Annotated in this window: 27 protein-coding genes and 1 rRNA gene; 17 read left to right on the top strand and 11 right to left on the bottom strand. The window is 70.8% G+C overall.

Annotation, left to right across the window (positions count from 1 at the left end):
• Positions 1-198: 198 nt before the first annotated feature.
• A complete protein-coding gene (locus tag ACFWNV_RS30545) occupies positions 199-483 on the bottom strand; it encodes a hypothetical protein (protein ID WP_383953289.1) in 285 nt (94 codons plus the stop codon).
• A 420-nt stretch (positions 484-903) separates the two neighbouring features.
• On the opposite strand from ACFWNV_RS30545, the gene ACFWNV_RS30540 reads away from it, so the two are divergent.
• The 6 genes from ACFWNV_RS30540 (at position 904) to pstB (ending at position 8,613) form a co-directional block, all read left to right on the top strand.
• Positions 904-3,234 (top strand): RNA degradosome polyphosphate kinase, encoded by a 2,331-nt coding sequence (locus tag ACFWNV_RS30540; RefSeq protein ID WP_383953287.1) that lies wholly within the window; start codon positions 904-906, stop codon positions 3,232-3,234.
• A complete protein-coding gene (locus tag ACFWNV_RS30535) occupies positions 3,215-4,171 on the top strand; it encodes a CHAD domain-containing protein (protein WP_383953285.1) in 957 nt (318 codons plus the stop codon). Before ACFWNV_RS30540 ends, ACFWNV_RS30535 begins: the two co-directional genes overlap by 20 nt.
• A 295-nt stretch (positions 4,172-4,466) precedes the next feature.
• The gene (pstS, locus tag ACFWNV_RS30530; RefSeq protein WP_383953282.1) at positions 4,467-5,603 is read left to right on the top strand and encodes a phosphate ABC transporter substrate-binding protein PstS; all 1,137 of its coding nucleotides are present in this window, start codon (positions 4,467-4,469) and stop codon (positions 5,601-5,603) included.
• Between the two features lie 131 nt (positions 5,604-5,734).
• A complete protein-coding gene (pstC, locus tag ACFWNV_RS30525) occupies positions 5,735-6,724 on the top strand; it encodes a phosphate ABC transporter permease subunit PstC (RefSeq protein ID WP_383953280.1) in 990 nt (329 codons plus the stop codon).
• The gene (gene pstA, locus ACFWNV_RS30520) at positions 6,724-7,806 is read left to right on the top strand and encodes a phosphate ABC transporter permease PstA (protein ID WP_383953278.1); all 1,083 of its coding nucleotides are present in this window, start codon (positions 6,724-6,726) and stop codon (positions 7,804-7,806) included. The genes pstC and pstA overlap by 1 nt, the downstream gene beginning before the upstream one ends.
• A gap of 30 nt (positions 7,807-7,836) precedes the next feature.
• Positions 7,837-8,613, top strand: coding sequence for a phosphate ABC transporter ATP-binding protein PstB (gene pstB / locus ACFWNV_RS30515; RefSeq protein ID WP_383953276.1), 777 nt, complete (start codon positions 7,837-7,839; stop codon positions 8,611-8,613).
• Between the two features lie 138 nt (positions 8,614-8,751).
• Here pstB and ACFWNV_RS30510 read toward each other — a convergent pair whose 3' ends face one another.
• Both ACFWNV_RS30510 and ACFWNV_RS30505 read right to left on the bottom strand, forming a co-directional pair.
• Positions 8,752-9,750, bottom strand: coding sequence for an inorganic phosphate transporter (locus ACFWNV_RS30510; protein WP_327253575.1), 999 nt, complete (start codon positions 9,748-9,750; stop codon positions 8,752-8,754).
• Positions 9,751-9,755: 5 nt separating this feature from the next.
• Positions 9,756-10,376 carry a DUF47 domain-containing protein gene (locus ACFWNV_RS30505; protein ID WP_215029557.1) on the bottom strand — a complete coding sequence of 207 codons (621 nt, stop codon included), beginning with the start codon at positions 10,374-10,376 and terminating at the stop codon, positions 9,756-9,758.
• A 194-nt stretch (positions 10,377-10,570) separates the two neighbouring features.
• Here ACFWNV_RS30505 and ACFWNV_RS30500 point away from each other — a divergent pair, with 194 nt between their 5' ends.
• Positions 10,571-10,933 carry a metal-sensitive transcriptional regulator gene (locus tag ACFWNV_RS30500; protein ID WP_383953273.1) on the top strand — a complete coding sequence of 121 codons (363 nt, stop codon included), beginning with the start codon at positions 10,571-10,573 and terminating at the stop codon, positions 10,931-10,933.
• Between the two features lie 36 nt (positions 10,934-10,969).
• Here ACFWNV_RS30500 and ACFWNV_RS30495 read toward each other — a convergent pair whose 3' ends face one another.
• Positions 10,970-11,125 carry a hypothetical protein gene (locus ACFWNV_RS30495; protein ID WP_250744641.1) on the bottom strand — a complete coding sequence of 52 codons (156 nt, stop codon included), beginning with the start codon at positions 11,123-11,125 and terminating at the stop codon, positions 10,970-10,972.
• Between the two features lie 184 nt (positions 11,126-11,309).
• Entirely contained in the window at positions 11,310-12,149 is an 840-nt protein-coding gene (locus ACFWNV_RS30490) for a hypothetical protein (RefSeq protein WP_383953271.1), read from the bottom strand.
• Between the two features lie 191 nt (positions 12,150-12,340).
• On the opposite strand from ACFWNV_RS30490, the gene ACFWNV_RS30485 reads away from it, so the two are divergent.
• Both ACFWNV_RS30485 and ACFWNV_RS30480 read left to right on the top strand, forming a co-directional pair.
• Positions 12,341-12,511: a hypothetical protein gene (locus tag ACFWNV_RS30485; protein WP_383953269.1), complete on the top strand. Its 171-nt coding sequence runs from the start codon at positions 12,341-12,343 to the stop codon at positions 12,509-12,511.
• 97 nt (positions 12,512-12,608) lie between these two features.
• Positions 12,609-12,842, top strand: coding sequence for a hypothetical protein (locus ACFWNV_RS30480; RefSeq protein WP_383953267.1), 234 nt, complete (start codon positions 12,609-12,611; stop codon positions 12,840-12,842).
• 141 nt (positions 12,843-12,983) lie between these two features.
• Here ACFWNV_RS30480 and ACFWNV_RS30475 read toward each other — a convergent pair whose 3' ends face one another.
• From ACFWNV_RS30475 to ACFWNV_RS30460, 4 genes are all read right to left on the bottom strand, one after another.
• Complete coding sequence (locus tag ACFWNV_RS30475; protein WP_383953265.1) at positions 12,984-13,697, bottom strand: phosphatase PAP2 family protein; 714 nt, start codon at positions 13,695-13,697, stop codon at positions 12,984-12,986.
• 213 nt (positions 13,698-13,910) lie between these two features.
• Positions 13,911-14,930 carry an NlpC/P60 family protein gene (locus tag ACFWNV_RS30470; protein ID WP_383953263.1) on the bottom strand — a complete coding sequence of 340 codons (1,020 nt, stop codon included), beginning with the start codon at positions 14,928-14,930 and terminating at the stop codon, positions 13,911-13,913.
• Between the two features lie 171 nt (positions 14,931-15,101).
• Positions 15,102-15,932, bottom strand: a complete 831-nt coding sequence (locus ACFWNV_RS30465; protein WP_383953262.1) for a thioesterase family protein — start codon at positions 15,930-15,932, stop codon at positions 15,102-15,104.
• Between the two features lie 76 nt (positions 15,933-16,008).
• Entirely contained in the window at positions 16,009-16,617 is a 609-nt protein-coding gene (locus ACFWNV_RS30460) for a LysE family translocator (RefSeq protein ID WP_383953260.1), read from the bottom strand.
• Between the two features lie 295 nt (positions 16,618-16,912).
• Here ACFWNV_RS30460 and ACFWNV_RS30455 point away from each other — a divergent pair, with 295 nt between their 5' ends.
• The 8 genes from ACFWNV_RS30455 (at position 16,913) to ACFWNV_RS30420 (ending at position 25,714) form a co-directional block, all read left to right on the top strand.
• Positions 16,913-17,674 (top strand): pentapeptide repeat-containing protein, encoded by a 762-nt coding sequence (locus ACFWNV_RS30455; RefSeq protein WP_383953291.1) that lies wholly within the window; start codon positions 16,913-16,915, stop codon positions 17,672-17,674.
• Positions 17,675-17,838: 164 nt separating this feature from the next.
• Complete coding sequence (locus tag ACFWNV_RS30450) at positions 17,839-18,126, top strand: hypothetical protein (RefSeq protein ID WP_383953258.1); 288 nt, start codon at positions 17,839-17,841, stop codon at positions 18,124-18,126.
• Between the two features lie 442 nt (positions 18,127-18,568).
• Positions 18,569-18,877 carry a hypothetical protein gene (locus tag ACFWNV_RS30445; RefSeq protein WP_008742356.1) on the top strand — a complete coding sequence of 103 codons (309 nt, stop codon included), beginning with the start codon at positions 18,569-18,571 and terminating at the stop codon, positions 18,875-18,877.
• 85 nt (positions 18,878-18,962) lie between these two features.
• The gene (locus ACFWNV_RS30440) at positions 18,963-19,772 is read left to right on the top strand and encodes a hypothetical protein (protein ID WP_383953256.1); all 810 of its coding nucleotides are present in this window, start codon (positions 18,963-18,965) and stop codon (positions 19,770-19,772) included.
• Complete coding sequence (locus tag ACFWNV_RS30435) at positions 19,762-21,090, top strand: hypothetical protein (protein ID WP_383953254.1); 1,329 nt, start codon at positions 19,762-19,764, stop codon at positions 21,088-21,090. The genes ACFWNV_RS30440 and ACFWNV_RS30435 overlap by 11 nt, the downstream gene beginning before the upstream one ends.
• Positions 21,087-22,649, top strand: a complete 1,563-nt coding sequence (locus tag ACFWNV_RS30430) for an SCO6880 family protein (RefSeq protein ID WP_383953252.1) — start codon at positions 21,087-21,089, stop codon at positions 22,647-22,649. Before ACFWNV_RS30435 ends, ACFWNV_RS30430 begins: the two co-directional genes overlap by 4 nt.
• Before the next feature lie 19 nt (positions 22,650-22,668).
• Positions 22,669-24,084, top strand: a complete 1,416-nt coding sequence (locus ACFWNV_RS30425) for an ATP-binding protein (RefSeq protein ID WP_274548366.1) — start codon at positions 22,669-22,671, stop codon at positions 24,082-24,084.
• 1 nt (position 24,085) lies between these two features.
• Positions 24,086-25,714, top strand: coding sequence for a type VI secretion protein (locus ACFWNV_RS30420; protein WP_383953250.1), 1,629 nt, complete (start codon positions 24,086-24,088; stop codon positions 25,712-25,714).
• Here the strand turns inward: ACFWNV_RS30420 and ACFWNV_RS30415 are convergent.
• Both ACFWNV_RS30415 and rrf read right to left on the bottom strand, forming a co-directional pair.
• Entirely contained in the window at positions 25,711-26,268 is a 558-nt protein-coding gene (locus ACFWNV_RS30415; RefSeq protein WP_383953248.1) for a GNAT family N-acetyltransferase, read from the bottom strand. The two genes, ACFWNV_RS30420 and ACFWNV_RS30415, sit on opposite strands and share 4 nt — an antisense overlap.
• Positions 26,269-26,387: 119 nt before the next feature.
• Positions 26,388-26,480, bottom strand: a 5S ribosomal RNA gene (gene rrf / locus ACFWNV_RS30410); the annotation flags it as partial.

The raw sequence follows: 26,480 nt of genomic DNA, 5'->3' as shown, positions 1-26,480 counted from the left end.
CGCGCCTCGCTGGCCGCGCACGGGGTCACCGTGTCCCTGGCCTGGGTGGTCGCCGCGCCGGTGTTCACCGCCGGCCAGCTGCGCCGACGGCTCGGCCTCACCCCGGCGGCCCTGCCCGAGGAGACCTTCGTCGAGGCCGCCCGCGCCTACTGGCTGGCCCAGGGGCCGCCGCCGCACTCCCACTATTCGGCTATTCGGCTATTCGGCGCCCACCTTGCAGGCGGTCACCGCGGTCGCCTTGGTGACGCCGCTGCCCTCGGTCAGGCCGGTCACACACTGGTCCTGGGCCCCGGTCACCGCGATGTAGCACGCCGCGCGGACGGCCGCCGGAGCCTCGCCGCCCTTCAGCTCCCGCTCGACCTGGCCGATGCAGGCCGACACGTCGGCGGGGGCGGCCTCGACGGCGGGAGCCACCAGGGCCGCGCCTCCCAGGGCGAGGGTCAGACCGGTGAGGACACTTGCGATACGGGTCGTCGTGCGCATGGGACGTACCTGCTCTCGGGGACACCGCGCAGACCTGAACCGGTCGATGCACCAGGACCCGGAATCCCGACCACGCGGGAACGGCGCCGAGCACGCGCAGCCGACGTACGGCCCCGGGCCCGGTCCCCGTACCGGACCGGCTCGGCAGGACATCCCTCCCTCCTACCGACGCTAGAACACCCCCGGGCCCCCCGCACCCGCAGACCCCGCGCCCGCGCGGGCCCCGGCCCGGCTCCGCGGCCACGCCTCCCCCCGTTCCCGGTCGACATCAGACGACCCCCGCCCGGACCCTGGAAGCCATACGCCATTAACCGGGCATTAATGCGCGCTCGCGAAGCTGACCGCATGCAGCCCCGACTCCGACTGACGGCCGACCCGTCCGACGCGCCTGTCCTCCCGCGTGCGCGGAAGAATGGAGTCATGAGCCACAAGCCCAGCGCCGCCCCCACCGAGGTCCCCGCCCAGCAGCCGCCGAACAAGTTCGCGTCCCCGTCCGCGCCCTCGGCCGCCGACGTCTCCGCCGCCGCGGCCGCACGCGCCGCCACGCCCGAGGCGGTCGCCGCCCGCGCGGCCACCGGCGCCCACGCCCGCCTGGGGTCCATAGCCGCCCACCGCCCGCACGTAGATCTGGAACCGGATCTCGACGCGGACTTGGACGCCTACGACGAGAAGGACACCGGTGAGCTGCCCCCGGGCCGCTTCCTCGACCGGGAGCGCAGCTGGCTCGCCTTCAACGAGCGCGTCCTGGAGCTCGCCGAGGACCCCGCCACGCCCCTCCTGGAGCGCGCGAACTTCCTGGCGATCTTCGCCAGCAACCTCGACGAGTTCTTCATGGTCCGCGTGGCCGGCCTCAAGCGCCGCATCGCGACCGGCGTCGCCACCCGTTCGGCCTCAGGCCTGCAGCCCCGTGAGGTCCTCGACCTCATCTGGACCCGCTCGCGCGAGCTCATGGCCCGCCACGCCGCCTGTTTCCAGCAGGACATCTCCCCGCAGCTCGCCGAGGAAGGCGTCCACCTCATCCGGTGGCCCGACCTCACCGAGAAGGAGCAGGCGCGCCTCTTCACCCTGTTCCGCAACCAGATCTTCCCGGTGCTCACCCCGCTGGCCGTGGACCCCGCGCACCCGTTCCCGTACATCTCCGGGCTCTCCCTGAACCTGGCCGTGGTCGTACGCAATCCCGTCAGCGGCCACCGCCACTTCGCCCGGGTCAAGGTCCCGCCGCTCCTCTCCCGCTTCCTGGAGGCCTCCCCGCAGCGCTACGTCCCGCTGGAGGACGTCATCGCCGCGCACCTGGAGGAGCTGTTCCCCGGCATGGAGGTGCTCGCGCACCACATGTTCCGCGTGACCCGCAACGAGGACCTCGAAGTCGAGGAGGACGACGCGGAGAACCTCCTCCAGGCCCTGGAGAAGGAACTGATGCGGCGCCGCTTCGGCCCGCCGGTGCGCCTGGAGGTCGAGGAGTCCATCGACCCCGGGGTCCTGGACCTGCTCGTGCAGGAGCTGAAGGTCAACCCGTCCGAGGTGTACCCGCTCCCCGGCCCCCTCGACCTCACCGCCCTCTTCGGGATCGCCTCGCTGGACCGCCCGGAGCTGAAGTTCAAGAAGTTCGTCGCCGGCACGCACCGCGACCTCGCCGAGGTGGAGTCCGCGTCCGCGCCCGACATCTTCGCCGCGCTGCGCGAACGCGACGTGCTCCTGCACCACCCCTACGACTCCTTCTCCACCTCGGTGCAGGCCTTCCTGGAGCAGGCCGCCGCCGACCCGGACGTCCTCGCGATCAAGCAGACGCTGTACCGGACCTCCGGCGACTCCCCGATCGTGGACGCCCTGATCGACGCCGCCGAATCCGGCAAGCAGGTCCTCGTACTCGTCGAGATCAAGGCCCGCTTCGACGAGCAGGCCAACATCAAGTGGGCCCGCAAGCTCGAAGAGTCCGGCTGCCACGTCGTCTACGGCCTCGTCGGCCTCAAGACCCACTGCAAGCTGTCGCTCGTCGTCCGCCAGGAGGGCGACACGCTGCGCCGCTACTCCCACGTCGGCACCGGCAACTACCACCCCAAGACGGCACGGCTCTACGAGGACCTCGGCCTGCTCACCGCCGACCCGCAGGTCGGCGCCGACCTCTCCGACCTCTTCAACCGGCTGTCCGGCTACTCGCGCCGCGAGACCTACCGCCGCCTGCTGGTGGCCCCGCGCTCGCTGCGCGACGGCCTGATCTCCCGGATCGACAAGGAGGCCGCCCACCACAAGGCGGGCCGCCCCGCATACGTCCGCCTCAAGATGAACTCCATCGTCGACGAGGCACTGATCGACTCCCTCTACCGGGCCTCGCAGGCGGGCGTGCCCATCGACATCTGGGTCCGCGGCATCTGCGCGATCCGCCCCGGTGTCCCCGGGCTCTCGGACAACATCCGGGTCCGCTCGATCCTCGGCCGCTTCCTGGAGCACTCCCGGGTCTTCGCCTTCGGCAACGGCGGCGAACCCGAGGTGTACATAGGCAGCGCCGACATGATGCACCGCAACCTCGACCGCCGCATCGAGGCACTGGTCCGGGTCGCCGACCCGGCCCACCGCGCGGCACTGGACCGGCTGCTGGAAACCGGGATGTCCGACGAAACCAGCTCCTGGCACCTGGGCCCGGACGGCGAATGGACCCGGCACAGCACCGACAGCGAGGGCCAGCCGCTGCGGCACGTTCAGGAGATGCTCATTGACGCCCGGAGGCGCCGGCGTGGCTCAGCCAAACCATGACCTGACCGCGACGACGGCAGGCACCGTGCTCGGTACGTACCTGCGTGCGCAGGCCACCGCATTCCTGCGGGGCCTGCGCCTGCACGAGGAGGGCGCCGCGAGCGGCCCCGCCGAGGGCAGCGAGGCGGCGCGCAGCCTGCGGGGGGCTGCGCGCCGGATCTCCTGCTCCCTGTCCACGTTCAGGGCGGTGGCCGACTCCTCCTGGGCGGACTCGCTGCGCACCGAGCTGGTCTGGCTCTCGGCGACCCTGGCCGACGAGCACGCCTACGCCGCCCGGCTGCTGCGGCTGATGGACGCCCTGCAACGGCTGTCGGGAAGCCCCGAGGTGCCGGCGCCCCGGGGCACGGCGGGCTCGCTGACCGTGGGCTCCGCCCGCGCGGGCGCCCTCCTGGAACGCCAGCTCACCCTGGCCCGCACCCGGGCCCACTCCGCGACCCTGCAAGCGCTGGGCTCCTCCCGCTTCCACGCGGTCGCGGACGCCGTGGCGGTCCTGGCCTCCGAGGTCCCGCTGGACCCCGTGGCGGCCCGGGGCCGGGTGGACGAGGTCCTGGTCCCCCTGGCCGAAGTGGCTCATTCCCGCCTGTCCACCGCGGTGCACACCCTCCCGGCTCCCTCGCCCTCGCACCCGTACGACGCGGACCACGACAGCGCCTGGAACGAGGTACGCCGCCTGCTGCGCGTCCACCGCTACGCCCAGGAGGCCCTGGGCGGCGACGTGGCCCGCCTCACGGTCGCGGGCCAGGCCCTGACCCGCCACCGCGACGCCGCCGAAGCCGCCGCCGCCTCGGCCACGGCGGCCCGCACCCCCCGCATCGCCCCGGCGACGGCCTACGCCCTCGGCGTCCTGCACGCCGACCAGCGCCACGAGGTGGAAGCCTCCCGCGCCACTTTCCAGCACCTGTGGCAGCCGGCTGATTCCAGCCACGCGGGCGTGTGACCCTGCCGACCCTTTTTCCGCCCCGTCACCCGACGCGGTCACGTAACGGTAACGGCGGGGTAACGGGAGATGACGCCCAGCCCCGGCACCGCCCGAACGCACCACCCCGCCCGCCACGGTTCACCGTCCGTTCACTTGGCGCGGTCGGCCGCTTCACCTGATCTGCCTAACTTCGTAGACGCAAGGGCGAGTCGCCGCGAACGCGGACGATTCCTCCGGCAATCGACGTAGTCCTCTTCGCACGCCGCCCCGAATCAGAAAGCGGCCGGCGGCTTCTGGAAGGAAACACCCGAAAGTGAAGCTTCAGCGCAAGAACATGCTTCGTGCCTCCGCCCTCGGGGCGCTCGTCGTGTCCGGCGCCCTGGTCCTCACGGCGTGCGGCTCGGACGACAACACCAAGAACGACGCCGGCGCCTCGGGCAAGCCCACCGTCGCCGCGGGTGACATCAAGTGTGACGACGCCAAGGGCAAGCTGCTCGCCTCGGGCTCCTCCGCGCAGAAGAACGCCGTCGACCTGTGGGTGAAGGCCTACATGGCCGCCTGCCCCGGCATCGAGGTCAACTACAAGTCCTCCTCCTCCGGTGAGGGCATCGTCGCGTTCAACCAGGGCACCGTCGGCTTCGCCGGTTCGGACTCGGCGCTGAAGCCCGAGGCCGTCGAAGAGTCGAAGAAGATCTGCACCGGCGGTCAGGGCATCGACCTGCCGATGGTCGGCGGCCCCATCGCCATCGGCTTCAACGTCGCCGGCGTGGACAAGCTGACGCTGGACGCCCCCACCCTCGCCGCGATCTTCAACGACAAGATCAAGAAGTGGGACGACGAGGCGATCAAGAAGCTGAACCCGGGCGTCACGCTTCCCGCCACCGCGATCCAGGCGTTCCACCGCTCCGAGGACTCGGGCACCACCGAGAACCTCGGCAAGTACTTCAAGGCCGCCGCCCCGGAGGCCTGGACGTACGAGGCCGCGAAGAAGTGGCCGGCCCCGGGTGGCCAGGCCGCCTCCGGCTCCGCCGGTGTCGCCTCGCAGGTCAAGGCCGTTGACGGCGCGATCGGCTACTTCGAGCTCTCGTACGCCTCCTCGCAGAGCATCAAGACCGTGGACGTCGCCACCGGCGCCGCCACCCCGGTCAAGGCCACCGGCGAGAACGCCTCCAAGGCCATCGCCGCCGCCAAGATCTCCGGCACCGGCGACGACCTCGCGCTGAAGCTCGACTACGCCACCAAGGCCGAGGGTGCCTACCCGATCGTCCTGGTGACCTACGAGGTCGTCTGCGACAAGGGCAACAAGGCCGAGACCCTTCCGGCCGTGAAGTCCTTCCTGAACTACACCGCTTCCGACGCGGGCCAGAAGATCCTGCTCGACAACGGGTACGCCCCGATCCCGGCCGAGATCAACGCCAAGGTCCGCGAAGTCATCGCGAACCTGAAGTAACCCAGACCCCCGGGACCACCGGTCCGCTCCCCCCGTCCGGGGGGCGGACCGGCCCGGGGACCCTCCCCTCCACCCAGGGGATCCGGTGCACCGCCGCCAGGGGGCCTGCCCCCGTCCAGACCGGAAAGATCATGGCTTCCACCACACCCACCCAGATAGACACGGCTCCGCCTGTCTCCAAGAGCGGAAGGTCCACCGGCCGCGCCGGTGACAAGATCTTCGCGGGCCTCTCCAAGGGCTCCGGCATCCTGCTCCTGGTGATCATGGCGTCGATAGCCGTCTTCCTCACCTACCGTGCTTCGATCGCCCTGGCCGACAACGAGGGCAACTTCCTCACCACGTTCGACTGGAACGCGTCGGCCAACCCGCCCGTCTTCGGCATCGCCGTCCTGCTCTTCGGCACCGTCGTCAGCTCGATCATCGCGATGCTCATCGCGGTTCCGATCGCCGTCGGCATCGCCCTGTTCATCTCGCACTACGCGCCGCGCAAGCTGGCCGCGCCCCTCGCCTACGTGGTCGACCTGCTGGCCGCCGTGCCGTCGATCATCTACGGCATCTGGGGCGCCCTCTTCCTCGTCCCGTACCTCGGCGGCCTGAACATGTGGCTCGACGAGTACATGGGCTGGACCTACGTCTTCGACAAGACCCAGGTCGGCGTCGCCCGCTCGCTCTTCACCGTCGGCATCCTGCTCGCGATCATGATCCTCCCGATCGTGACCAGCGTCAGCCGCGAGGTCTTCCTCCAGGTCCCGCGCATGAACGAGGAGGCCGCACTGGCCCTCGGCGCGACCCGCTGGGAAGTCATCCGCATGTCGGTCCTGCCCTTCGGCCGCTCCGGAGTCATCTCCGCCTCGATGCTCGGCCTCGGCCGCGCGCTCGGCGAGACCATGGCCGTCGCGACCGTCCTCTCCCCGAGCTTCCTGATCTCCGGCCACATCCTGGACCCGGGCGGCGGCACGTTCGCGCAGAACATCGCCGCGAAGTTCGACGAGGCCAACGAGTTCGGCCGCGACGCCCTGATCGCCTCCGGCCTCGTGCTCTTCCTGCTCACCCTGCTGGTCAACGGCGCCGCCCGGCTGATCATCGCCCGTCGCAAGGACTTCTCGGGGGCGAACGCCTGATGAGCCACGCACTCCAGGACCCGCGCCCCTCCCGGGCCGCGAAGTCCGTCGCCCCCGGCAGCCTGACGCAGGGCCACCTGCCCCGCTGGGCCCCGGCCGGCATCGCCGTCGCCTCGGTCCTCCTCGGCTCCGGCATCGGCGCCGTCTTCGGCCTCCACAGCAAGATCCAGTGGGGTCTGCTCGCGGCCATCCTCTTCGTGGTCATCACGTACACGGCCAGCTCGATCGTCGAGAACCGCCGCCAGGCCAAGGACCGGGTCGCGACCTCCGTCGTCTGGGTCTGCTTCATCCTCGCCCTCGTCCCGCTGCTCTCGCTGCTGTGGACGACGATCAGCCGCGGCATGAAGGTCCTCGACGGGGACTTCCTCGGCCACTCGATGAACGGCGTGACCTCCTTCGAGGCCGGCGGCGGCGTGTACCACGCCCTCCTCGGCACCATCGAACAGGTCGCCCTGGCCACCGCGATCTCGGCCCCCATCGGCCTGCTGACCGCCGTCTACCTGGTCGAGTACGGCAAGGGCCCGCTCGCCAAGGCCGTCACCTTCTTCGTCGACGTCATGACCGGCATCCCCTCCATCGTCGCGGGTCTGTTCATCCTGACGACCTGGAACCTGATGCTCGGCTTCGGCCCCTCCGGCTTCGCCGGCGCCATGGCCCTGTCGATCCTGATGATGCCCGTCGTGGTCCGCTCCACCGAGGAGATGCTCAAGCTCGTCCCGAACGAGCTGCGCGAGGCCGCGCTCGCCCTCGGCGTGCCGAAGTGGCGCGTGATCCTCAAGGTCGTGCTCCCCACGGCCATCGGCGGCATCGCCACCGGCGTGATGCTGGCCGTGGCCCGCATCGCGGGTGAGACCGCCCCGATCATGCTGCTGGTCTTCGGCACCCAGCTGATCAACAACAACCCCTTCGAAGGCGCCCAGTCCTCGCTCCCCCTCTACATCTGGGAGCAGTACAAGGTCGGCAGTGAAGCCTCCTACGACCGGGCCTGGGGCGCAGCCCTCGTCCTGATCGCCTTCGTCATGATCCTCAATCTGGTGGCTCGCGGCATCGCCCGCTGGAAGGCCCCCAAGACCGGTCGCTGACGCGACCCCCCGAAAGCGAAGTGACCCCTCATGGCCAAGCGAATCGACGTCAGCGGACTGTCCGCCTTCTACGGCACCCACAAGGCCATCGACGACATCTCGATGACCGTGGAGCCCCGCTCCGTGACCGCCTTCATCGGCCCGTCCGGCTGCGGCAAGTCCACCTTCCTGCGCACCCTGAACCGCATGCACGAGGTCACCCCCGGTGGCCGCGTCGAGGGCAAGGTGCTGCTGGACGACGAGAACCTGTACGGCCCCGGCGTGGACCCGGTCGCGGTCCGCCGCACGGTCGGCATGGTCTTCCAGCGCCCGAACCCCTTCCCCACCATGTCGATCTTCGACAACGTGGCGGCGGGCCTGCGCCTCAACGGCTCCTTCAGGAAGTCCGAGCTCACGGACATCGTGGAGAAGTCCCTCCAGGGCGCCAACCTCTGGAACGAGGTCAAGGACCGCCTGAACAAGCCCGGCTCCGGCCTCTCCGGCGGCCAGCAGCAGCGCCTGTGCATCGCCCGCGCCATCGCGGTCGAGCCCCAGGTCCTCCTGATGGACGAGCCCTGCTCGGCCCTCGACCCGATCTCCACCCTCGCCATCGAGGACCTGATCGGCGAGCTCAAGGAGCGCTTCACGATCGTCATCGTGACGCACAACATGCAGCAGGCGGCGCGCGTCTCCGACCGCACGGCCTTCTTCAACCTGTCCGCGGTCGGCCAGCCCGGAAAGCTGATCGAGATCGACGACACGGACCGGATCTTCTCGAACCCGTCCGTGCAGGCGACCGAGGACTACATCTCGGGCCGCTTCGGCTAAACCGGGATGTGAACAGCGTCCTGCGGTGCTGCATGGCGGTGCCACCGCACGGCGAAAGGGCCGGTTCCCCCGGGGTGGGGGGAACCGGCCCGCTTCTTTTCCGTACGGCCTTCGATCACATCCGTACGGTTCTCACCGTCACACGAAGGCGAGGTTGACCACCCAGAAGCTGAGGGCCGCGACCAGCGCCGCGGCCGGCATGGTGATGAACCAGCCCAGGATGATGTTCTTGGCGACGCCCCAGCGGACCGCGTTCACGCGCTTGGTGGCGCCCACACCCATGATCGCCGAGGTGATCACGTGGGTGGTGGAGATCGGCGCGTGGAAGAGGAACGCCGAGCCGAACATGATCGAGGCACCGGTGGTCTCCGCCGCGAAGCCCTGCGGCGGGTCCAGTTCGATGATCTTGCGGCCGAGGGTGCGCATGATGCGCCAGCCGCCCGCGTACGTACCCAGCGAGAGCATCACGGCGCACGCGATCTTGACCCAGACCGGGATCTCGTCGCCCGCACTGTTCACGTCTGCGATGACCAGGGCCATCATCACGATGCCCATGGTCTTCTGCGCGTCCTGCAGACCGTGGCCGAGCGCCATGCCGGCCGCCGAGACCGTCTGCGCGATGCGGAAACCGCGCTTGGCCTTGTGCGGGTTGGCGCGGCGGAACATCCACAGGATGGCGACCATCACCAGGTAACCGACGACGAGGCCGACCACCGGGGAGACGAACATCGGGATGACGACCTTGTCGACCACGCCCGACCACAGCACCTCGGTGCCGCCCGCCAGCGCCGCGCCCACCATGCCGCCGAACAGCGCGTGCGAGGAGGACGAGGGCAGGCCGAAGTACCAGGTGATCAGGTTCCACACGATCGCGCCGACGAGCGCCGCGAAGAGGATCCACATACCCCGGTTGCCGTGGGGCGTCTCGATCAGGCCCTCACTCACCGTCTTGGCGACCCCGCTGCCGAGGAAGGCACCGGCGAGGTTCATGACCGCGGCCATCGCGAGCGCGGCACGCGGGGTCAGCGCACGCGTCGAGACCGAGGTCGCGATCGCGTTCGCGGAGTCGTGAAAACCGTTCGTATACGTAAAGCCGAGCGCGACACCGATGGTCACGACCAGAGCGAAGGTGTCCACGAGGTTCAGGACTCCTTGACCGCGATGGTCTCCACCGTGTTCGCGACGTGCTCGAACGCGTCGGCCGCCTCTTCGAGCACGTCGACGATCTGCTTGAGCTTCAGCACCTCCATGGCGTCGTACTTGCCGTTGAAGAGCTGGGCGAGCAGCTTGCGGTGGATCTGGTCGGCCTGGTTCTCCAGGCGGTTGACCTCGATCCAGTACTCGGTCAGGTTGGTCATGGTCCGCAGGTGGGGCATGGCCTCGGCGGTCAGCTCGGCCGCCCGCGCCAGTACCTCGATCTGCTGCTCGACGCCCTTGGGCAGTTCCTCCACGTTGTAGAGGACGACCAGGTCGACCGCCTCCTCCATGAAGTCCATGATGTCGTCGAGGCAGGACGCCAGGTTGTAGATGTCCTCGCGGTCGAACGGCGTAATGAAGGAGGAGTTGAGCTGGTGGAAGATCGCGTGGGTCGCGTCGTCTCCCGCGTGCTCCGCTGCCCGCATCCGCTCCGCGATCTCGACCCGGGCGGAGGAGTCCGCTCCGAGCAGTTCCATGAGGAGCTTCGAGCCCGTGACGATGTTGTCCGCGGATGCGGCGAACATGTCGTAGAAGCTCGTCTCCCTGGGGGTCAGACGAAATCGCACGTGAGGTCCTCGGGGTGCATTGGATTCGGTCAGGCTGATGCTAGGCGCATCCCCCGGCCACGGCTAACCGGCAGTTCCCCAGTGTCCTCCATCAGGCAGAGTGAGGACGACGGGCCCCTGCCCCTACGGCCGGGGGCCGGTACCCTATACCCATGAGGGGTATAGGTCCCCCATTCCGGACCACGGGAGGACGCATGACTGCCATCCAGGCGGAGGGCTCCGGAGCCACCACGGACACGGTGACGGACACGAGCACGGGCACGGAGACCGGCGCCGTGCACGGCTACCACCACCAGAAGGACGAGCACCTCAAGCGCCTGCGCCGGATCGAGGGCCAGATCCGGGGTCTGCAGCGCCTCGTCGACGAGGACGTCTACTGCATCGACATACTCACCCAGGTCTCGGCGAGCACGAAGGCGCTCCAGTCCTTCGCGCTCCAGCTGCTGGAGGAGCACCTGCGGCACTGCGTCGCCGACGCGGCCCTCAAGGGCGGGGGAGAGATCGACGCCAAGGTCGAGGAAGCGACGAAGGCGATCGCCCGGCTGCTGCGCACCTGACCGGACGGCAGGAGGCACGGACCCGGGGAACGGGGGTCAGCCGGACCACACGCCCATGAGCACCTCGTCGATCCGGTCCTGGCTGAGCCTCTCCTCGGCCACGGCCGACGCCGCGATGATCAGCTCCCCGCACAGTTCGATCTCGGCGAGCGCCACGAGGTCCTGCACCGTCGAACCGCCTGCGGGAGTCACGCGTGTCACCTCAATCTGCCGTCGTCCGGTCGCCGGCGCTCGGCTTCTCAGCGTAGGGAGCGCACGGCGCGGCGCGCATGACACGGATGGACCATTTCCAGCCCACCCACACCGGGCCGATGGCCGGTCATGGCCCCATCGCGCCGCCTCCGGGGACTCCGGGGGCTCCGAGGGCTCCGGCCGGCTAATCGGCGATCTTCCCGGCGTAGATGTCCCCTTCGGCCGGCAGCACGACGGCGACCGGGGTCCCGAAGCCGTAGAGCAGCGTGGTGGAAGACACATCGATCACGCCGTTGTTGACGTAGGTGAAGCGGTGGCGGACCTTCCGCAGCAGCCCCTCGAAGTCGAGGTACGCGTCGAACGGCACCACGTCCTTGCTGAACCCTTTCGCCGCCGCCTCCAGCGCCCCCTTCACCGCCGGTGAGGCCAGCGCCGCGGCCCGCGCGATGTCGGTCGTGCCCCGGTAGTGGCGCACCTTGGTCCCCGCCACCTCGGTCTCGCCCACGTACGTCACCTCCCGCGCCCCGCGCAGCAGCTCGGCGGCGGCCATCGGGTCGGTGGCCCCGCCGGTCACCAGGTTCCCGTCGGCGAGGGCCGTCGTGTCGACGCGGACCCACTTGTCGTCGGGGACGCCCGCGCCCCGGTTCTTCATGTACAGCGCGCCGGGCACCAGCAGCTCGGTGATGGGCCGGTGCTCGGCCTTGCCCTTGGCGTCGTCGGGGAGCATGACCAGCAGCTGCCCCATCCGGTTCTTGAAGTCGACCCCGCCCTCGCCCCGGATCGTGACCCGGGTGCCGCCCGTGGCCATCTCCATGGCCGTACGGGCCTGCGCGCTTCCGGTCGCCAGGAGCGCGTCGGCGGCTCCGCGGACCGTCGCCGCCGGATCTCCGGCGGGCCGGGCGTCGTCGCCCGCGACGGCGTCTCCACCGCACCCGCTCAACGCCGCCACCGTCAGGGCCAGGCCGACCGCGACCGCGGCCCGGCCCGCGCGACCCCGCCTGTGCCTGTGCTGGTGCACCACCATCGCCTGCCAACCCCCAACGCGTGACCGCTGTCTGCCCGAGGCCCCCACCCGCTCCGCTTAACGAGGTCCCGGGCCTCCCGTCACGGCCGCGAGCCCGTCGCCCCGGGCCAGTGCCCCGACCGCCCCCGGCCCGGTACCTTGGTGGAGTGGAACCGCACACCGAAGCGACTGTCGTCCCTCCGCTTGCCTCAGTGCCGCTGCCCCGCGACCCCGCGGACCCGGCACCGTCCACCGATCACGCCACGAGCACCTCCGAGCGGGGCTCGTTCAGCCTGGCCGCCTGTACCTGCGGCTGGCGCGGCCCGGCCCGCCGCTCCCGCGACCTGGCCCGCAAGGACGCCACCGCGCACGCCCCGGAGTAGCCGGCCTCGCAGAGCCCCCGAGCAGCCGAGGACCCCGAGGTCGCCCGATCGGACGGCCCGGCTGGCCGACACGCCCGGGAGCGGTTGCCCTTGACTCATGCCCGGACCCGCGCCACGACTCGCCGCCCTCACCTGGGCCCTGCTGATCGCGTTCGCCCCCGCCGCGCCCGCCCGGGCCAGCCCCGTGGGCACGGCCGACGGGCCCGGCGATGTCGCCCTGGCCATCGGGGTCACCACCGCCGCGGCCACCGCGACCGGCCTGTGGCTGCGCTCCCGCTACCGGCGCTCCGAGGCGGATGCGGACGGCACCGACCCCGGCGGCGATCCGTGACCCCGCCGCCGCGCCCCCGCCCGGCCGCCGTGCGCGTCTGCTTCGGGGCCGCGGCGCTGTGCCTCCTGGCGGCCGTGGTGCTGAGCGTCTGGGACTCGTACCGCATGGGCTGACGCTCCGGGCACCGCCCGGAGCACCCCCTCAGGCGGCGAGGTCGCTCTCGTGCCCGCGCCCCGCCGGCTCCGTCGCCGCAAGGTCCACCGGCCGGGCGACCATCCGGTCGCGCGCCCGGACCAGTACGCCCAGCCGCGGGGAGCGGGCCACCATCCGTACCGCCGGGGTCAGCAGCGCCATCGCGAGCGGCGCGAGCAGCAGCACCACCGCGGTACCCAGGGCGAGCCCGCCGATGACGTCGGTCGGATAGTGCAGGCCCATGTAGACCCGCGTGAACCCCTCCGCCAGGGCCAGCCCGATCCCGATGAAGCCGAGCCGGCGGTGGGCGACGAACAGGCCGACGCCGAGCGCCATCGCGAGCGTCGCGTGGTCGCTGACGAACGAGAAGTCGCTGTGGCCGATCCCGGCGCCGGGATCCAGCACCTCGACCCCGCCGTGCTGCGCGGCCGGCCGCGGCCGGCCCACGAACTCCCGCAGCGGGACGTTCAGGAGCAGCGCGGCCCCGGCGGCGAGCGGGGCCCACACGAGCGCCGCGAAGGATTCCACGGCGGCGGGCTCGTCCTGCCGGCGCGCACCGCGCCAGCACCACAGCACCAGGAGGACGAGGGCCAGCAGGATCCCGTACTCGCCCAGGACCGCGACCGTCCGGTCCAGCCAGCCCGGGGCCTGTCCCGCCAGTCCGTTGATCTCGTACAGCAGGCTTACATCCACGTTCGGCCCACCTGTTGTGAGTCCAGCCATGGTGATGCGGCCCCTTGCCCTTGCCTTGGTACCCGTACGGCCGCACAGCGATGTGCGGCCCTTCGCCCCCCGGTGATCAATCCGGCGCTTCCGCTCGTCCTGCCCCCAGTGACCATGGAACGCCCGTTCTGGCGGCTACGTTCCACTCTCCACCGAATGATCACCCCAACGTTATCGAAGAGTGACTCATCGTTGCAGCTCAGGGCCTTCGCTTCACGCTGCGTTGCCGGCGTTCTCGCGCCGGGGCAAGGCTTCCGCGCCGTCCTTGGTCACCCGGGTCGCGCCGAAGTAGTCGGGCGTGTCGATCTTGTCGAAGCGGATCACGGCTCCGGTGAACGGGGCGTTGATCATGTACCCGCCGCCCACATAGAGGCCGACGTGCCGGATCTCCCGGGAGTTCGTCAGATCGTCGGAGAAGAACACCAGGTCCCCCGGCAGCAGTTCCGCGCGCGAGGGATGCGGACCGGCGTTGTACTGGTCGTTCGCCACCCGCGGCAGATCGACCCCCACCGACTCGTACGCGGCCTTGGTCAGCCCCGAGCAGTCGAACCGCCCGCCCTGCTCCGGCGTCCCGTTCCCGCCCCACAGGTAGGGGGTGCCCAGCTGCTTCTGCGCGAAGTAGATCGCCCCGGCGGCCTGCTGCGAGGGCGCCACCCGCCCGACGGGGGCCGCGAAGCTCTTGGCGAGGGTCGTGATGGTCTTCACGTACCCCTGGGTCTCCCGGTACGGCGGGACGCCCCCGTACTGCTTCACCGCGCCGGGACCCGCGTTGTAGGCGGCCAGCATGTTCTCGACCGGGTCCCCCGGCACCTTGGACACGTACTTCGCCAGATCGCAGTCGTACGAAGCCGCCGACGGGATCGCGTCGTTCGGGTCCCAGATGTCACGGTCCCCGTCGCCGTCCCCGTCGATCCCGTGCGTGGCCCAGGTCCCCGGGATGAACTGCGCGATGCCCCGCGCGTCGGCCGGACTCACCGCACCCGGGTTCCAGCCGCTCTCGGAGTAGAGCTGCGCCGCCAGCACCGCCGGGGAGAGCGTCGGGCAGAGGTTGCCCCACTTCTGCACGAGGGACTGGTACTTCCCCGGCACGGCCCCCTTGGCGAGCCCGCCGGCCCGGCCGACGGCGCCGGTCGCGATGCCCGCGGCCGCCGAGTACGTACCGACCACGAGCAGGCCGAGAAAGCACAGGCATGCCCCGAAGCTGATTCCACCGACCACCCAGAGTCTGCGCACCCGCCAACCTTCCCCCATCGAACGGCTTTTCCCGGCGCTCCCGCCACCCCGTGTCGAATCATCCCGCCGGGGAGGCGCCACAGGAACCGCCGCATCCGGGCCACTTGGAGCACACGGCCCGGCGGACGGGTGAACTCATAGGACGATACGAAGTACTTCGCCCCTACGCCCCTACCCCCTCGGAGCCACGAACAGGCTCTGTGCGCTCCTCCCGATCGGCCCCTTCTCGTCGTGCAGCCGTGCGTCCGCCAGTCCGATGCCCGCCGCGTCCACGCTCGTACGGGCCTCCACGCACACCCATTCACCGGCCGGATGGCGGTGCAGGTGCACGGTGAGGTCGCCGTTGACGAAGAGGTACCGCCCGAAATCCACGACGGAACTGATGCCGTTGCCCGAGTCCGCCGCCACCAGCACCCGGTCCAGCGGCCGGGGCTCCTCCCCGGCGACGAGCGGCACCCGCATCCGCATCCAGCAGGTCCCGGGACCGAGTTCGACGAACGCACCCCGCGTGAAGCGGGTCTCCATCGCCGAGTGGTAGCCCTGCTCCCACGGCACCGGGAAGAACGGCGTCGGCCCCACCTCCCCCGGCGGCGGCAGCTCCGGAGCGGGCACGACGGACGGTACGGAATCCTCCGCCACCCGGATCCGCAGCGCCCGCGCCAGCATCACCGGCGCGGCCCCGGCGGGGGCGAGCGCCGCCTCGACCACCTCGGTGCCCCGGCCGGCCCGCAGCACACTGGTCGTCACCTCCAGCGGACCGATCGGCACCGGGCGCAGGACCTCGTACGTGATCCGGGCGATCCGCATGTCACCCCGCCCGCCCGGCCGTTCCTCGATCGCCCGCCCGAGCAGCGCGGCCGGCGGACCGGCGTGCTGCGAGCCGGGATCCCACGGGCCGCGCGTATAACCGCTCGACAGGAACCGCCCCGCGTCGACCCGCTCGTAGAACCCGTCCACGTCGCTGACGTCGCCGACCCCGCTGACCCCGCTCTCAGCACCCATGACGGCCACGCTACCGACTGGTAATCCGCGACCGCCAGCCCCGCAGGCCGCCCGGCACCCGGCGAAGCCCCAAGGCTCAGCGGGCGAAGCCCAGCCCCACTCCGAGCCCCACCAGGACCGACCCGATCGCACGGTTCAGCGCCTTCTGCGCCCTCAGCATCCGGTCGCGCAGCCGGGAGTTGGAGAAGAACAGCGCGACCGCCCCGAACCAGCCCAGGTGCGCCCCCGACATGAACAGCCCGTACCCGGCCTGCTGCCACACCGGGGTCCCCGGCCCGACCACCTGCGTGAAGGTGGACACGACGAACAGCGTGGTCTTCGGATTGAGCACGTTCGTCAGGAACCCGCTCCGGAGCGCCCCGAACGGCGTCAGCCCGCCCTTCTCCTCCAGGTCCACGGCCACTTCGGCCCGCGCCCGGAAGGTCCGTATCCCGATCCACACCAGGTACGCGGCGCCCGCGAGCTTGATCACCGTGAACAGTCCGGCGGAGGAGGCGATCAGCAGACCGACCCCGAGCATCGTGTAGGAGACGTGGACCAGCACCCCGGCCGCGACCCCGGCGGCCGCGAACAGGCCGGTGGGCCGCCCGTAGAGGTAGCTGTTGCGGACGACCATGGCGAAATCCGCGCCGGGACTGATGACGGCGAGGAAGGTGATGACGGCTACTGCGATCACTTCGGTCATACGACGATGCTCGCCCGCCCCTCCCACACCACTCAAGGGCTTTCCGCACCCCACTCCTCCCCCAGCCCCTCCCCACCCCCTCCCCAGCCCCTCCCCAGCCCTCCCCCTCCACCCGCCCGGCCACCCGAGGGACCACCCAACTCCCCCACGGAGAGACAATGGGGACGTGCCCAAGCCTCCTCCCGCCGGCCCCGCCCGCCCTGCCGCCCCCGCCGCGCACCCTTCCCCGCCCCCCGCTCCGCTCCCCCTCCTCCAAGCGGACTGCGCCAACTGCTTCGCCCTCTGCTGCGTCGCCCTGCCCTTCGCCAAGTCCACCGACTTCGCCGCCGACAAGCCCGCCGGCACCCCCTGCAAGAACCTCCGGCAGGACTTCCGCTGCGGCATCCACACCGGACTGCGCGACAAGGGCTTCCAGGGCTGCACCGTCTTCGACTGCTTCGGCGCCGGCCAGCAGGTCTCCCAGGTCACCTTCGGCGGCCGCGACTGGCGCGCCCACCCCGCCACCGCCGCCCGGATGTTCACGGTCTTCCCCGTGATGCGGAACCTGCACGAGCTGCTCTCCTACCTCACCGAAGCCCTCACCCTCCCCGCCGCCCGCCCGCTCCACGCACAGCTGCGCACCGCCCTGGCCGACACCACCCGGTGGACCGGGGAGACCCCGCAGGCCCTCGCGGAGTTCGACATCACCCCGCTGCGCCAGGAGGTGAACACCCTCCTCCTCAAGACCAGCGAGCTCGTACGGGCCAAGGTGGCCGGCCGCAAGAAGAACCACCGCGGCGCCGACCTGATGGGCGCCCGCCTCCCCGGCGCGGACCTGCGCGGCGCCAACCTCCGCGGCGCCTACCTGATCGCAGCCGACCTCAGCGGCGCCGACCTGCGCACCGCCGACCTGATCGGCGCGGACTTCCGCGACACCGACCTGCGCGACGCCGACCTCCGCGAAGCCCTCTTCCTCACCCAGCCCCAGCTGAACGCGGCCCGGGGCAACGCCGCCACCCGCATCCCGCCCTCCCTCACCCGCCCCGCACACTGGCTGGAGGACCGCCCGGGCCACTGACGGCGCACACCGGCCACCGGTGCGCCCCCGGCGCATCCACACGCCCCGCCACGGGGATCACCCTCCGCAGCCAACCCCCTACGGTGGGCCAGGAAACCGGAAGCCGATCGTCACCCTCCCGACGACGGCCCCGCCCCCACCCGCCGCCCCCGGAGGCACCCCCCATGCGACGCCCCACCACGACCCTCGGCACCCTCGCGGCCGCCACCACCCTCGTCCTCGGCCTCGCCGGCTCCGCGCACGCGGCCTCGGGCGAGCTGGTCATCAACGGCCACACGCTCAGCGAACCGTCCGGCTGCGTCCTGTACGACGGCCCCGCCGCGGTCACGAACCACACCGACAGCCCCGTCTTCATCACCAGCGGCCGCTGGTGCACCGGCGCGGTCATCGCCGTCATCCACGCCGGCGAAACCCGCTTCGCCCCGTTCACCTCGAACATCCTCGTCCCGTAGCCCGGACACCCCGCAGGCGCCGCACCCGGCTCGTGCCCCGGGCGCGGCACCGGCGGGGAAGCCGGACCCCCCGGAGCATCACCCGCAACCCCGCACACGGATCCACCGACTGACGGAATGTCGGAAAAAATCATCGGTATGGTCGAACGAACCACGCCCCGTTGCGCCAAACGGCGCGGCCCGATCCGAGCCACCAGCGCACCGAGACGACAATCATTGCCCGCAGTCACCCCTCGTGATACACAGAGTGACGATACGTTCTTTCCCCCACACGCCGCCCGACCCCAGGTCAGGACATACGGACGACACCCGGGGCGACGGATCGGGTAAAGAGAGCACCCAAGTCGACATCCGACGGCGGATTCATCAGGGAAGATAGAGCCTGACCCCTGCCGTCCGGGCACGGGCTACCGGAACTACCCATACAGGGGCGGTGAGTTACATGATCCTGGCAGCCGAAAAGGGCGACATCACCACCATCATCGGCGGAATCGCCCCGAACTGGGGGCCGTTCGGCAGTCTCGGCAACGAAGCGAAGGTCATGATCGAGGTGGTCATGGCCGTCGCGATCCTGCTCTGCCTGGGCATCGCCATCTGGGGCGCGGCCAAGCAGCGCATCGGAGCCACCGCACTGCGCGACACCTTCAGCGCGGAACAGGGCAAGGGCCTCATCGTGGCCGGCCTGACGGGCGTCTTCATCATCGGGTCACTGGGCACCCTCTTCACGATCGTCTACGGAATGGCCGTCTAGCCCGAGCCCTGATGAGGACTCACCACGCCGCGCCTGCGCGGATACCAGCGCTACCGTCGTACGACGCGGAGGGGGCGAACACCGAATGAGCACCGACGACCAATACGGTGGCGGCGAGGTCGGCGGCACCGGCCAGACCCGTACCCGTTTCCCGGAGCCCTCGGACCCGTACGCCCCACCCCGCCGCACCCCCCGGGGCCTGATCACCGTAGTCGGCGTGGTGGTCCTCCTCATCGCAGCCATCGCCTTCGCCAACCAGTCCCGCACCCCGGAGAACCCCCCGACCGCGGACAAGGCCCCGGCTACGAACCCCACCGCTGCCACCGGCACCCAGCCCGTGGACTCGAAGCCCAACGGAATCCCGCAGGGCTTCGCACACGACGCGCAGGGCGCTCAATCCGCGGCCGCCAACTTCGCGGTGACCCTCGGATCCGAGGGGATGCTCAAGAAGGACCTCCGTCACACCATCATGGACGGCATCTACACCCCTGAGGCAGCGTCCCAGTTGAAGGTGCAGCAGGATGCGGCGTACTCACCTGCCTTCCTCACCGCTCTGGGGCTCGACCAGAACGGGAACGCTCCGCAGGGCAGCACCTTCGTGACCCGCGCCGTCCCCGTAGGAACCCGGGTCGAGAGCTACAGTCCCACCGGCGCGAGAATCGCCGTCTGGTACACCGGGCTGGTCGGTCTGTCGGGGCCGAAGTCCACTGACCCTGTACGCACCACTTGGAAGACCTGGACCTTCGACCTGTCCTGGGTCGCCAGTGGTTGGCGGGTCAGCTCCGACACCCAAGAGGACGGACCGGCACCCGTCCCCGGCGACGTGCCCGCCTCCACTTCCGACGACATCAGCAAAGCCGTCAAGGAGTTCGGAGGCTTCACCTATGCCCGGTAACCTCCCGCTGCGCATCGCCGGGACCGTGGCGGCAGCACAAACGGCATTGGTGCTGCTGTCCGCCCGGGCCTTTGCCGCACCCTCCCCCGCACCGACACCGTCCGCCACACCCCCGAAGGACAACAGGTGCGAAGGGGTCTTCGGCCCGATCAAGGAGTCCTGCGAACGCAACGTCGGAGGCAGTAACCCCAGCGGATCGAGCGGCACGGGGCTCTCCCCGAACGCACCCCCGGACGCCCTCAACCCCCTCTCCTCCCTCGCAAAAGGCTGCGCCGACGCCGCAGCCTGGATCGTCGGCGAACTCAGCAAAGCAGTGAACGGCACCGCCAACGTCGACTTCACCAACGGCGCCTTCCTCAAGCAGTACGCCATCGTCTTCGCCGCCTCCACCATCCTCACGCTCGTCCTCTGGCTCTTCGCCGTCGCCAAACGAGCCATCCGCGGCGTCCCCTTCACCACCGCCATGTCCGAAGCCATCGGCTTCCTCTGGCTCACCGTCCTCGCCTCCGCCTTCACCCCCCTCATCCTCTACACCGTCGTCTCCGCCACCGACGGCGTCACCGAGGTCATCGCCTCCGCCACCGGCGGCCAGACCGACGTGTTCTTCGGCTCCTTCGCCGAAGCCCTCAAGAAGGGCGACGACATCGGCGGCGGCCCGATCATGCTGATCGTCGTCGCCCTCGTCACCGTCCTCGCCGCCGGCATCCTCTGCCTAGAGCTGGTGATCCGCGCCGCGCTCCTCTACGTCGGCGCCCTGCTCGGCACCGTCGTCTACGCCGGCCTCGTCGACCGCAACCTCTGGGGCCACGTCCGCCGCTGGGCGGGCATCATGATCGCCGTCATCCTCGTGAAGCCGGTCATCGTCATCGTCCTGGGCCTCGCCGGAGCCCTCGCCGGAGAGAAGGGCCCGAACGCCTTCTCCGCCGTCGTCTCCGGCCTCGCGATCATCCTGCTGGCGATCTTCGCCTCCGCGATGATCTACCGCTTCGTACCCGGCTTCGGCGACGAGATCGCCTCCGCCCGCACCAGCCGCAGCAAGGCCACCGACGGCGCCCAGGCGGCCGCCGTCATCAGCTCCCCGGCCTCGCTCGTCTCCCAGGGCATCAAGACCCACAGCAGCCGCGGCGCAGGCGGAGGCGGGAACGGCGGAGGCGGCGGCGCCCACCGCGCCGGCGGCGACAACCAGATCTCCGGAGGCATGGCCGCGCACAGCAGCCGCAACTCCGGCGGCGGAGGAGGAGGCGGGGCCGGCCCCGCCGCCGCACCCCCGCCCCGTACGGGCTCCAGCACGAGGAACACAGGAGGTGACGGGCGGTGACGACCCAGTCGCACCAGCTCCACCCGGTCACGCCCCGCCGCACGTATCTCATCGGCCGGGCCAGGCCGAACGCGATCGTCGGCAAGAACCGCGAGACCGGCGAGATCGCCCTGATCATCGTCGGCGCGTTCCTCGGCATGATGAGCGGACTGCTCGTCCCGGCCCTCACCCTGCGCATCGTCTCCCTCGCCGGCTTCCCCATGCTCGCCCTCGCCGCCGTCTACGTCCCCTACCGCGGCCGCACCTTCTACCGCTGGTTCGAGATCAACCGCAGCTTCAAGCGCACCCTGCGCCGCGGCACGACGTTCCGCTCCGGCGCCATGGAGGCCGGCCTCCGCGCCGGCGACGGCCGCGAGGTCGAGGTCGGCCCGCCCCCCGGCATCGGCCGCATCAACTGGCTCGCCGCCCCCTTCGGCCCCGACGAGATCGCCGTGCTGCTCCACGCGGACCGCAGAACCGTGACCGCCGCCATCGAGATCGAGGGCCCCGGCGTCGGCCTGCGCGACAGCGAAGACCAAGAGGCCCTCGTCGACCGCTTCGGCACCCTCCTCAAGCACGTGGCCAACGGCGACGGCTTCGTCACCCGCCTCCAGATGCTCGTACGCACCCTGCCGGCCGACCCGGAGGCCCACGACAAGGACGTCGCCGCCCGCGGCAACACCAGCGCCCCCGTCTGGCTGCGCGATTCGTACGACCAGCTCCAGTCGATGGTGTCCACCTCCTCCGAGCAGCACCGCGCGTACCTCGTCGCCTGCATCCACTTCACCCGCGAACTCGCCGCCGAGGCCCACACCATCGCCCGCGCCGCGACCCCCCACAAGGGCCGCCGCGTCGACCGCGACGCCGGCCTCGCCATCGTCATGGCCCGCGAGCTCACCGACATCTGCGCCCGCCTCGCCGAGGCCGACATCCGTGTCCGCCAGCCGCTGGGGCAGGGCCGCCTCGCCTCCCTCGTGCACTCCATGTACGACCCGGACCACCCCATCGACCACATCCAGGCCATGACCAAGCGCAACGCCTGGCCCGCGGAACTGGACGCCGTCGAACCGACCTACCTCCAGGCCAAGACCCGCGAGTCCTCCACCCGCGCCCCCTGGTGCCACGCCACGGCCTGGGTGAAGGAATGGCCGATGACCCCGGTCGGCGTGAACTTCCTCGCCCCGCTCCTCGTCCACACCCCCGACGTCATCCGCACGGTCGCCGTCACCATGGACCTGGAACCCACCGAGATCGCCATCGAGCGCATGCTCACGGAGAAGACGAACGACGAGGCCGACGCCAGCCGCGCCGCCAAGATGAACCGCACCGTCGACCCCCGCGACATCGCCGCCCACGGCCGCCTCGACCAGCGCGGCGAAGACCTCGCCAGCGGCGCCGCCGGCGTCAACCTGGTCGGCTACATCACGGTCTCCTCCCGCTCCCCCGAAGCCCTCGCCCGCGACAAGCGCACCATCCGCGCCTCGGCGGGCAAGTCCTACCTGAAGCTCGAGTGGTGCGACCGCGAGCACCACCGCGCCTTCGTCAACACCCTGCCGTTCGCCACCGGCATCCGACGCTAGCTGGAGGGAATGGCCGCCCATGCGAGATCCCATGTCCGCCCTGACGGACGCCTTCACCAGCTTCCTGTTCGGCAAGGTGGAAACCACCCGCCTGCCCGTCCGCACGTCCACGGGCCAGGCCCAGGCCGTCTACCTGCCCACGGCCGCCCCCGGCCTCGGTGACTCCGGCGTCATCATCGGCCGCGAGGTCTACAGCGGCAAGGGCTACATCTACGACCCCTTCCAGCTGTACGGCCAGCAGCTCCCGGCCCCCCACTGGCTGGTCCTCGGCGAATCCGGCAACGGCAAGTCCGCCCTGGAGAAGACCTACGTCCTGCGCCAGCTCCGCTTCCGGGACCGCCAGGTCGTGGTCCTGGACGCCCAGGGCGAGGACGGCGTCGGCGAGTGGAACCTCATCGCCCAGCAGCTGGGAATAACCCCCATCCGCCTGGACCCCATCGCCGCGAACGACGACGGGATCCGCCTCAACCCCCTCGACCCGGCGATCACCGCGACGGGCCAGCTCGCGCTGCTCCGCACCATCATCGAAGTCGCCATGGGCCACGGCCTGGACGAACGCTCCGGCTTCGCCCTGAAGGTCGCGCACGCCTACGTGGTGGACACCATCACCGACCGCCAGCCGGTCCTGATGGACATCGTGGAACAACTGCGCCACCCGGAGCCGGAATCGGCCCTCTCCATGAACGTGGCCATAGACGACGTCCGCGCCTGGGGCCTGGACGTCGCCCTCGTCATCGACCGCCTGGTCGACGGCGACCTCCGCGGCATGTTCGACGGCCCGACCACGGTGGGCATCGACCTCGACGCCCCGCTCATCGTCTTCGACCTCTCCCACATCGACCGCAACTCCATCGCCATGCCCATCCTGATGGCGATCGTCGGCGTATGGCTCGAACACACCTGGATCCGCCCGGACCGCAAGAAGCGCATCTTCCTGGTCGAAGAGGCCTGGCACATCATCAACAGCCCCTTCGTGGCCCAGCTCTTCCAGCGCCTCCTCAAGTTCGGCCGGCGCCTCGGCCTGTCCTTCGTCGCGGTCGTCCACCACCTCTCGGACGTCGTCGACGGGGCAGCGGCCCGAGAAGCGGCAGCGATCCTCAAAATGGCCTCGACCCGCACCATCTACGCCCAGAAAGCCGACGAGGCCCGCGCCACGGGCCGCGTCCTGGGCCTCCCCCGCTGGGCGGTGGAAATCATCCCGACCCTCACCCCCGGCATCGCTGTCTGGGACGTCAACGGCAACGTCCAGGTCGTCAAACACCTGATCACGGAAGCCGAACGCCCCCTGGTCTTCACCGACCGCGCCATGACGGAATCCTCGGTCCAGCACCGCCTGCCCGACGACCTCCTCGCCGCCGAACTGGAGACAGAGGAGCGCGCCCTCCTGATGGAACGCCACCGCAACGCCGGCGGCTCGGCCACCACGGTGGCCTGACATGCCCCACCGCACGGACCACCCGGACCCCCGCCCCCAGGGCGGCATCCCGGACGGACTCCTCGTCGGCCTCCTGGCCTTCCTCCTCGGCCTGGCCGTCCTCACCTGGACGGCCACCGGCCTGGCGGCCCTCTTCACGAAGGGCGCCTGGCCGAGCAAGGTCACCTTCACCCGCACCCCGACCGCGGTCCGCTCCCTGATAGCTCAACCCCACGACATCCCGGCCGCCTGGCCGGACACACCCCCCGAGGCCCTCTCCAACTGGGGCCTCTTCTGGGGCCTGTTCATCAGCCAGCTCCTGGTCCTCCTGGTCCTGACCATCTTCACCCTGGGCGTAGTGGCCCGCACGAAATCCCGCCACCGCCTGAAGAGGGAACACCCCGATCCCTCAACACCCCAGCCACACCCAAATGCAGCCCCTCCGGCACCCAACTCAGCCCCTCCGGCACCGAACTCAGCCCCTCCGGCGTTTGAGGAGCGGGGGTCCGGGGGCTGGCCCCCAGCAACAGCGCCGCACCCACCCACGGTCCCCACCCCCACCAAGCCCCACCCGGCGGGCCACCCCATCCCAGCCCCTCCGGCGTTTGAGGAGCGGGGCCCCGGGCGCAGAGCCCCCGGCAACGGCGCCGCACCCACCGACGAGGCGTACCGCTACGGCTTCGGCTACGCCCCCAGCCCGGCGCAGCCACCCACCCCGTTCCAATCCATCGCCTACGCCCCACCCGCCGCCCGCCACACCACGGCCTCAGAAGCCATCGCGGCAGCAACCGGCGCGGTCCTCGTGATCACGTCCTCCCCCACCCTCTGGTCGGAGACCAAGGACGCCCGCTCCAAGCTGGGCCCCGTCCTCCTCTACGACCCCTCCCACCTCTGCGACACCCCGGCCCGCATCCACTGGAGCCCCACCGAGGGCTGCGCGGACCGCGCCACCGCCGCCGCCCGCGCCCTCGCGCTCCTCGCCCCGGTCCGCCCGCAGGCCCGTATGGACTCCGCCCTCGCGGACACCGCGGAAACGCTCCTGCGCAGCTGGCTCCAGGCCGCCGCCCTGGACAACCGCCCGTTCAAGCAGCTGCACCGCTGGGCCCAGGGCACCAATGCCCAGGAACCGGTCCGCATCCTCCGTACCCACCCCCAGGCGGCCACCGCCGCCCCCGGCGCGGCCGGCGAGCTGGAGAGCGCCCTCACCGCGCATCCCGACCGCCGTGAACAGGCCCAACACCTCACGGCCCGGGCCCTGACGGCCCTTTCCTCGATCCACATCCGGGAATCCTGCACCCCGAACCGAACCGATTCCCTCGCCCTGGCATCGTTCGTCTCCGAAGGGGGCACCCTCTACGTGGTGGGCGAACCCCTGGAAGACCCCCGGTCCCACCCGGGTGCGATGCCGCTGCTGACCGCACTCGCCTCGAGCGTGGTCGAGCACGGCCGCCGCATGGCCGCACGGTCATCCGACGGTCGGCTCGACCCACCACTGACCCTGGTCTTCGAGGACGTCGCCGCGGTGGCCCCGATCCCCCAACTCCCGCAGCTCCTGCAGGACACGACGCTCCCGCTCCTCGCCCTGTGCCGCAGCCGCGAGCAGGCCCGCTCCCGCTGGCCGGAGGCGGACCTCCCCGTGGCCGCCCGCTAAGCGGGACGCGGGAACACGTACTCCAGCTCCTTCGCGGAGGGATCCGTCGGCATCGGCACGACCTTCCCGCTGGGCACGAACCCGAACCGCCGGTAGAACGCCCCGGCCCGCGCGTTCTCCGCGTGCACGAAGAGCCGTACGCGCGCCAGCGCCGGCTCCTCGAGCCCCCAGGCCCACTCCAGCGCGGCCCCGAACAGCGCCTCGGTCAGCCCGGTCCCCCGCTGCGCGGGCCGGACGAACACGCCCACGAGGTGCCCCTGAGCTTGCTCGATCTCCCCGTCGAAGATGTCGGTCGTGCCGGCCGCCTCGACGAGCACGCTCACCGTCCCGACCCACTCCCCGTCCGATCCCTCGGCGATGAACTGCCGGACGTGGCTCCCGAACGCACCCCCGGCAGCCCGCTCCTGCCAGAACTCATCAGGCTTTCCCTCGCCCTGTTCCAGGGTTTCCAGGAAGGCCACCGGCGCGGCCGGATCCCGCAGAGCCGCGAGCCGCAGCTCCTTCACCTTGTCCCACTCTTCAGCCCGAATCGGCCGTATCACGTACTCGTTCATACCTCGGGATCCTAAGCAGCCGGCCAACCCGGCTTCACCCGATTTTCCACGCCGGAAGACCCCGTAAACGCAGAAAAGCCCCGTACCGGTTTCCCGGTACGGGGCTTTCTACAATGATTGTTCGGCGGCGTCCTACTCTCCCACAGGGTCCCCCCTGCAGTACCATCGGCGCTGAAAGGCTTAGCTTCCGGGTTCGGAATGTAAACCGGGCG

Source organism: Streptomyces sp. NPDC058401 (assembly GCF_042722885.1).
Taxonomy (GTDB): domain Bacteria; phylum Actinomycetota; class Actinomycetes; order Streptomycetales; family Streptomycetaceae; genus Streptomyces.
The sequence above is the reverse complement of the archived record's forward strand: the minus strand, read 5'-3'. Positions and strand labels throughout refer to the sequence as shown.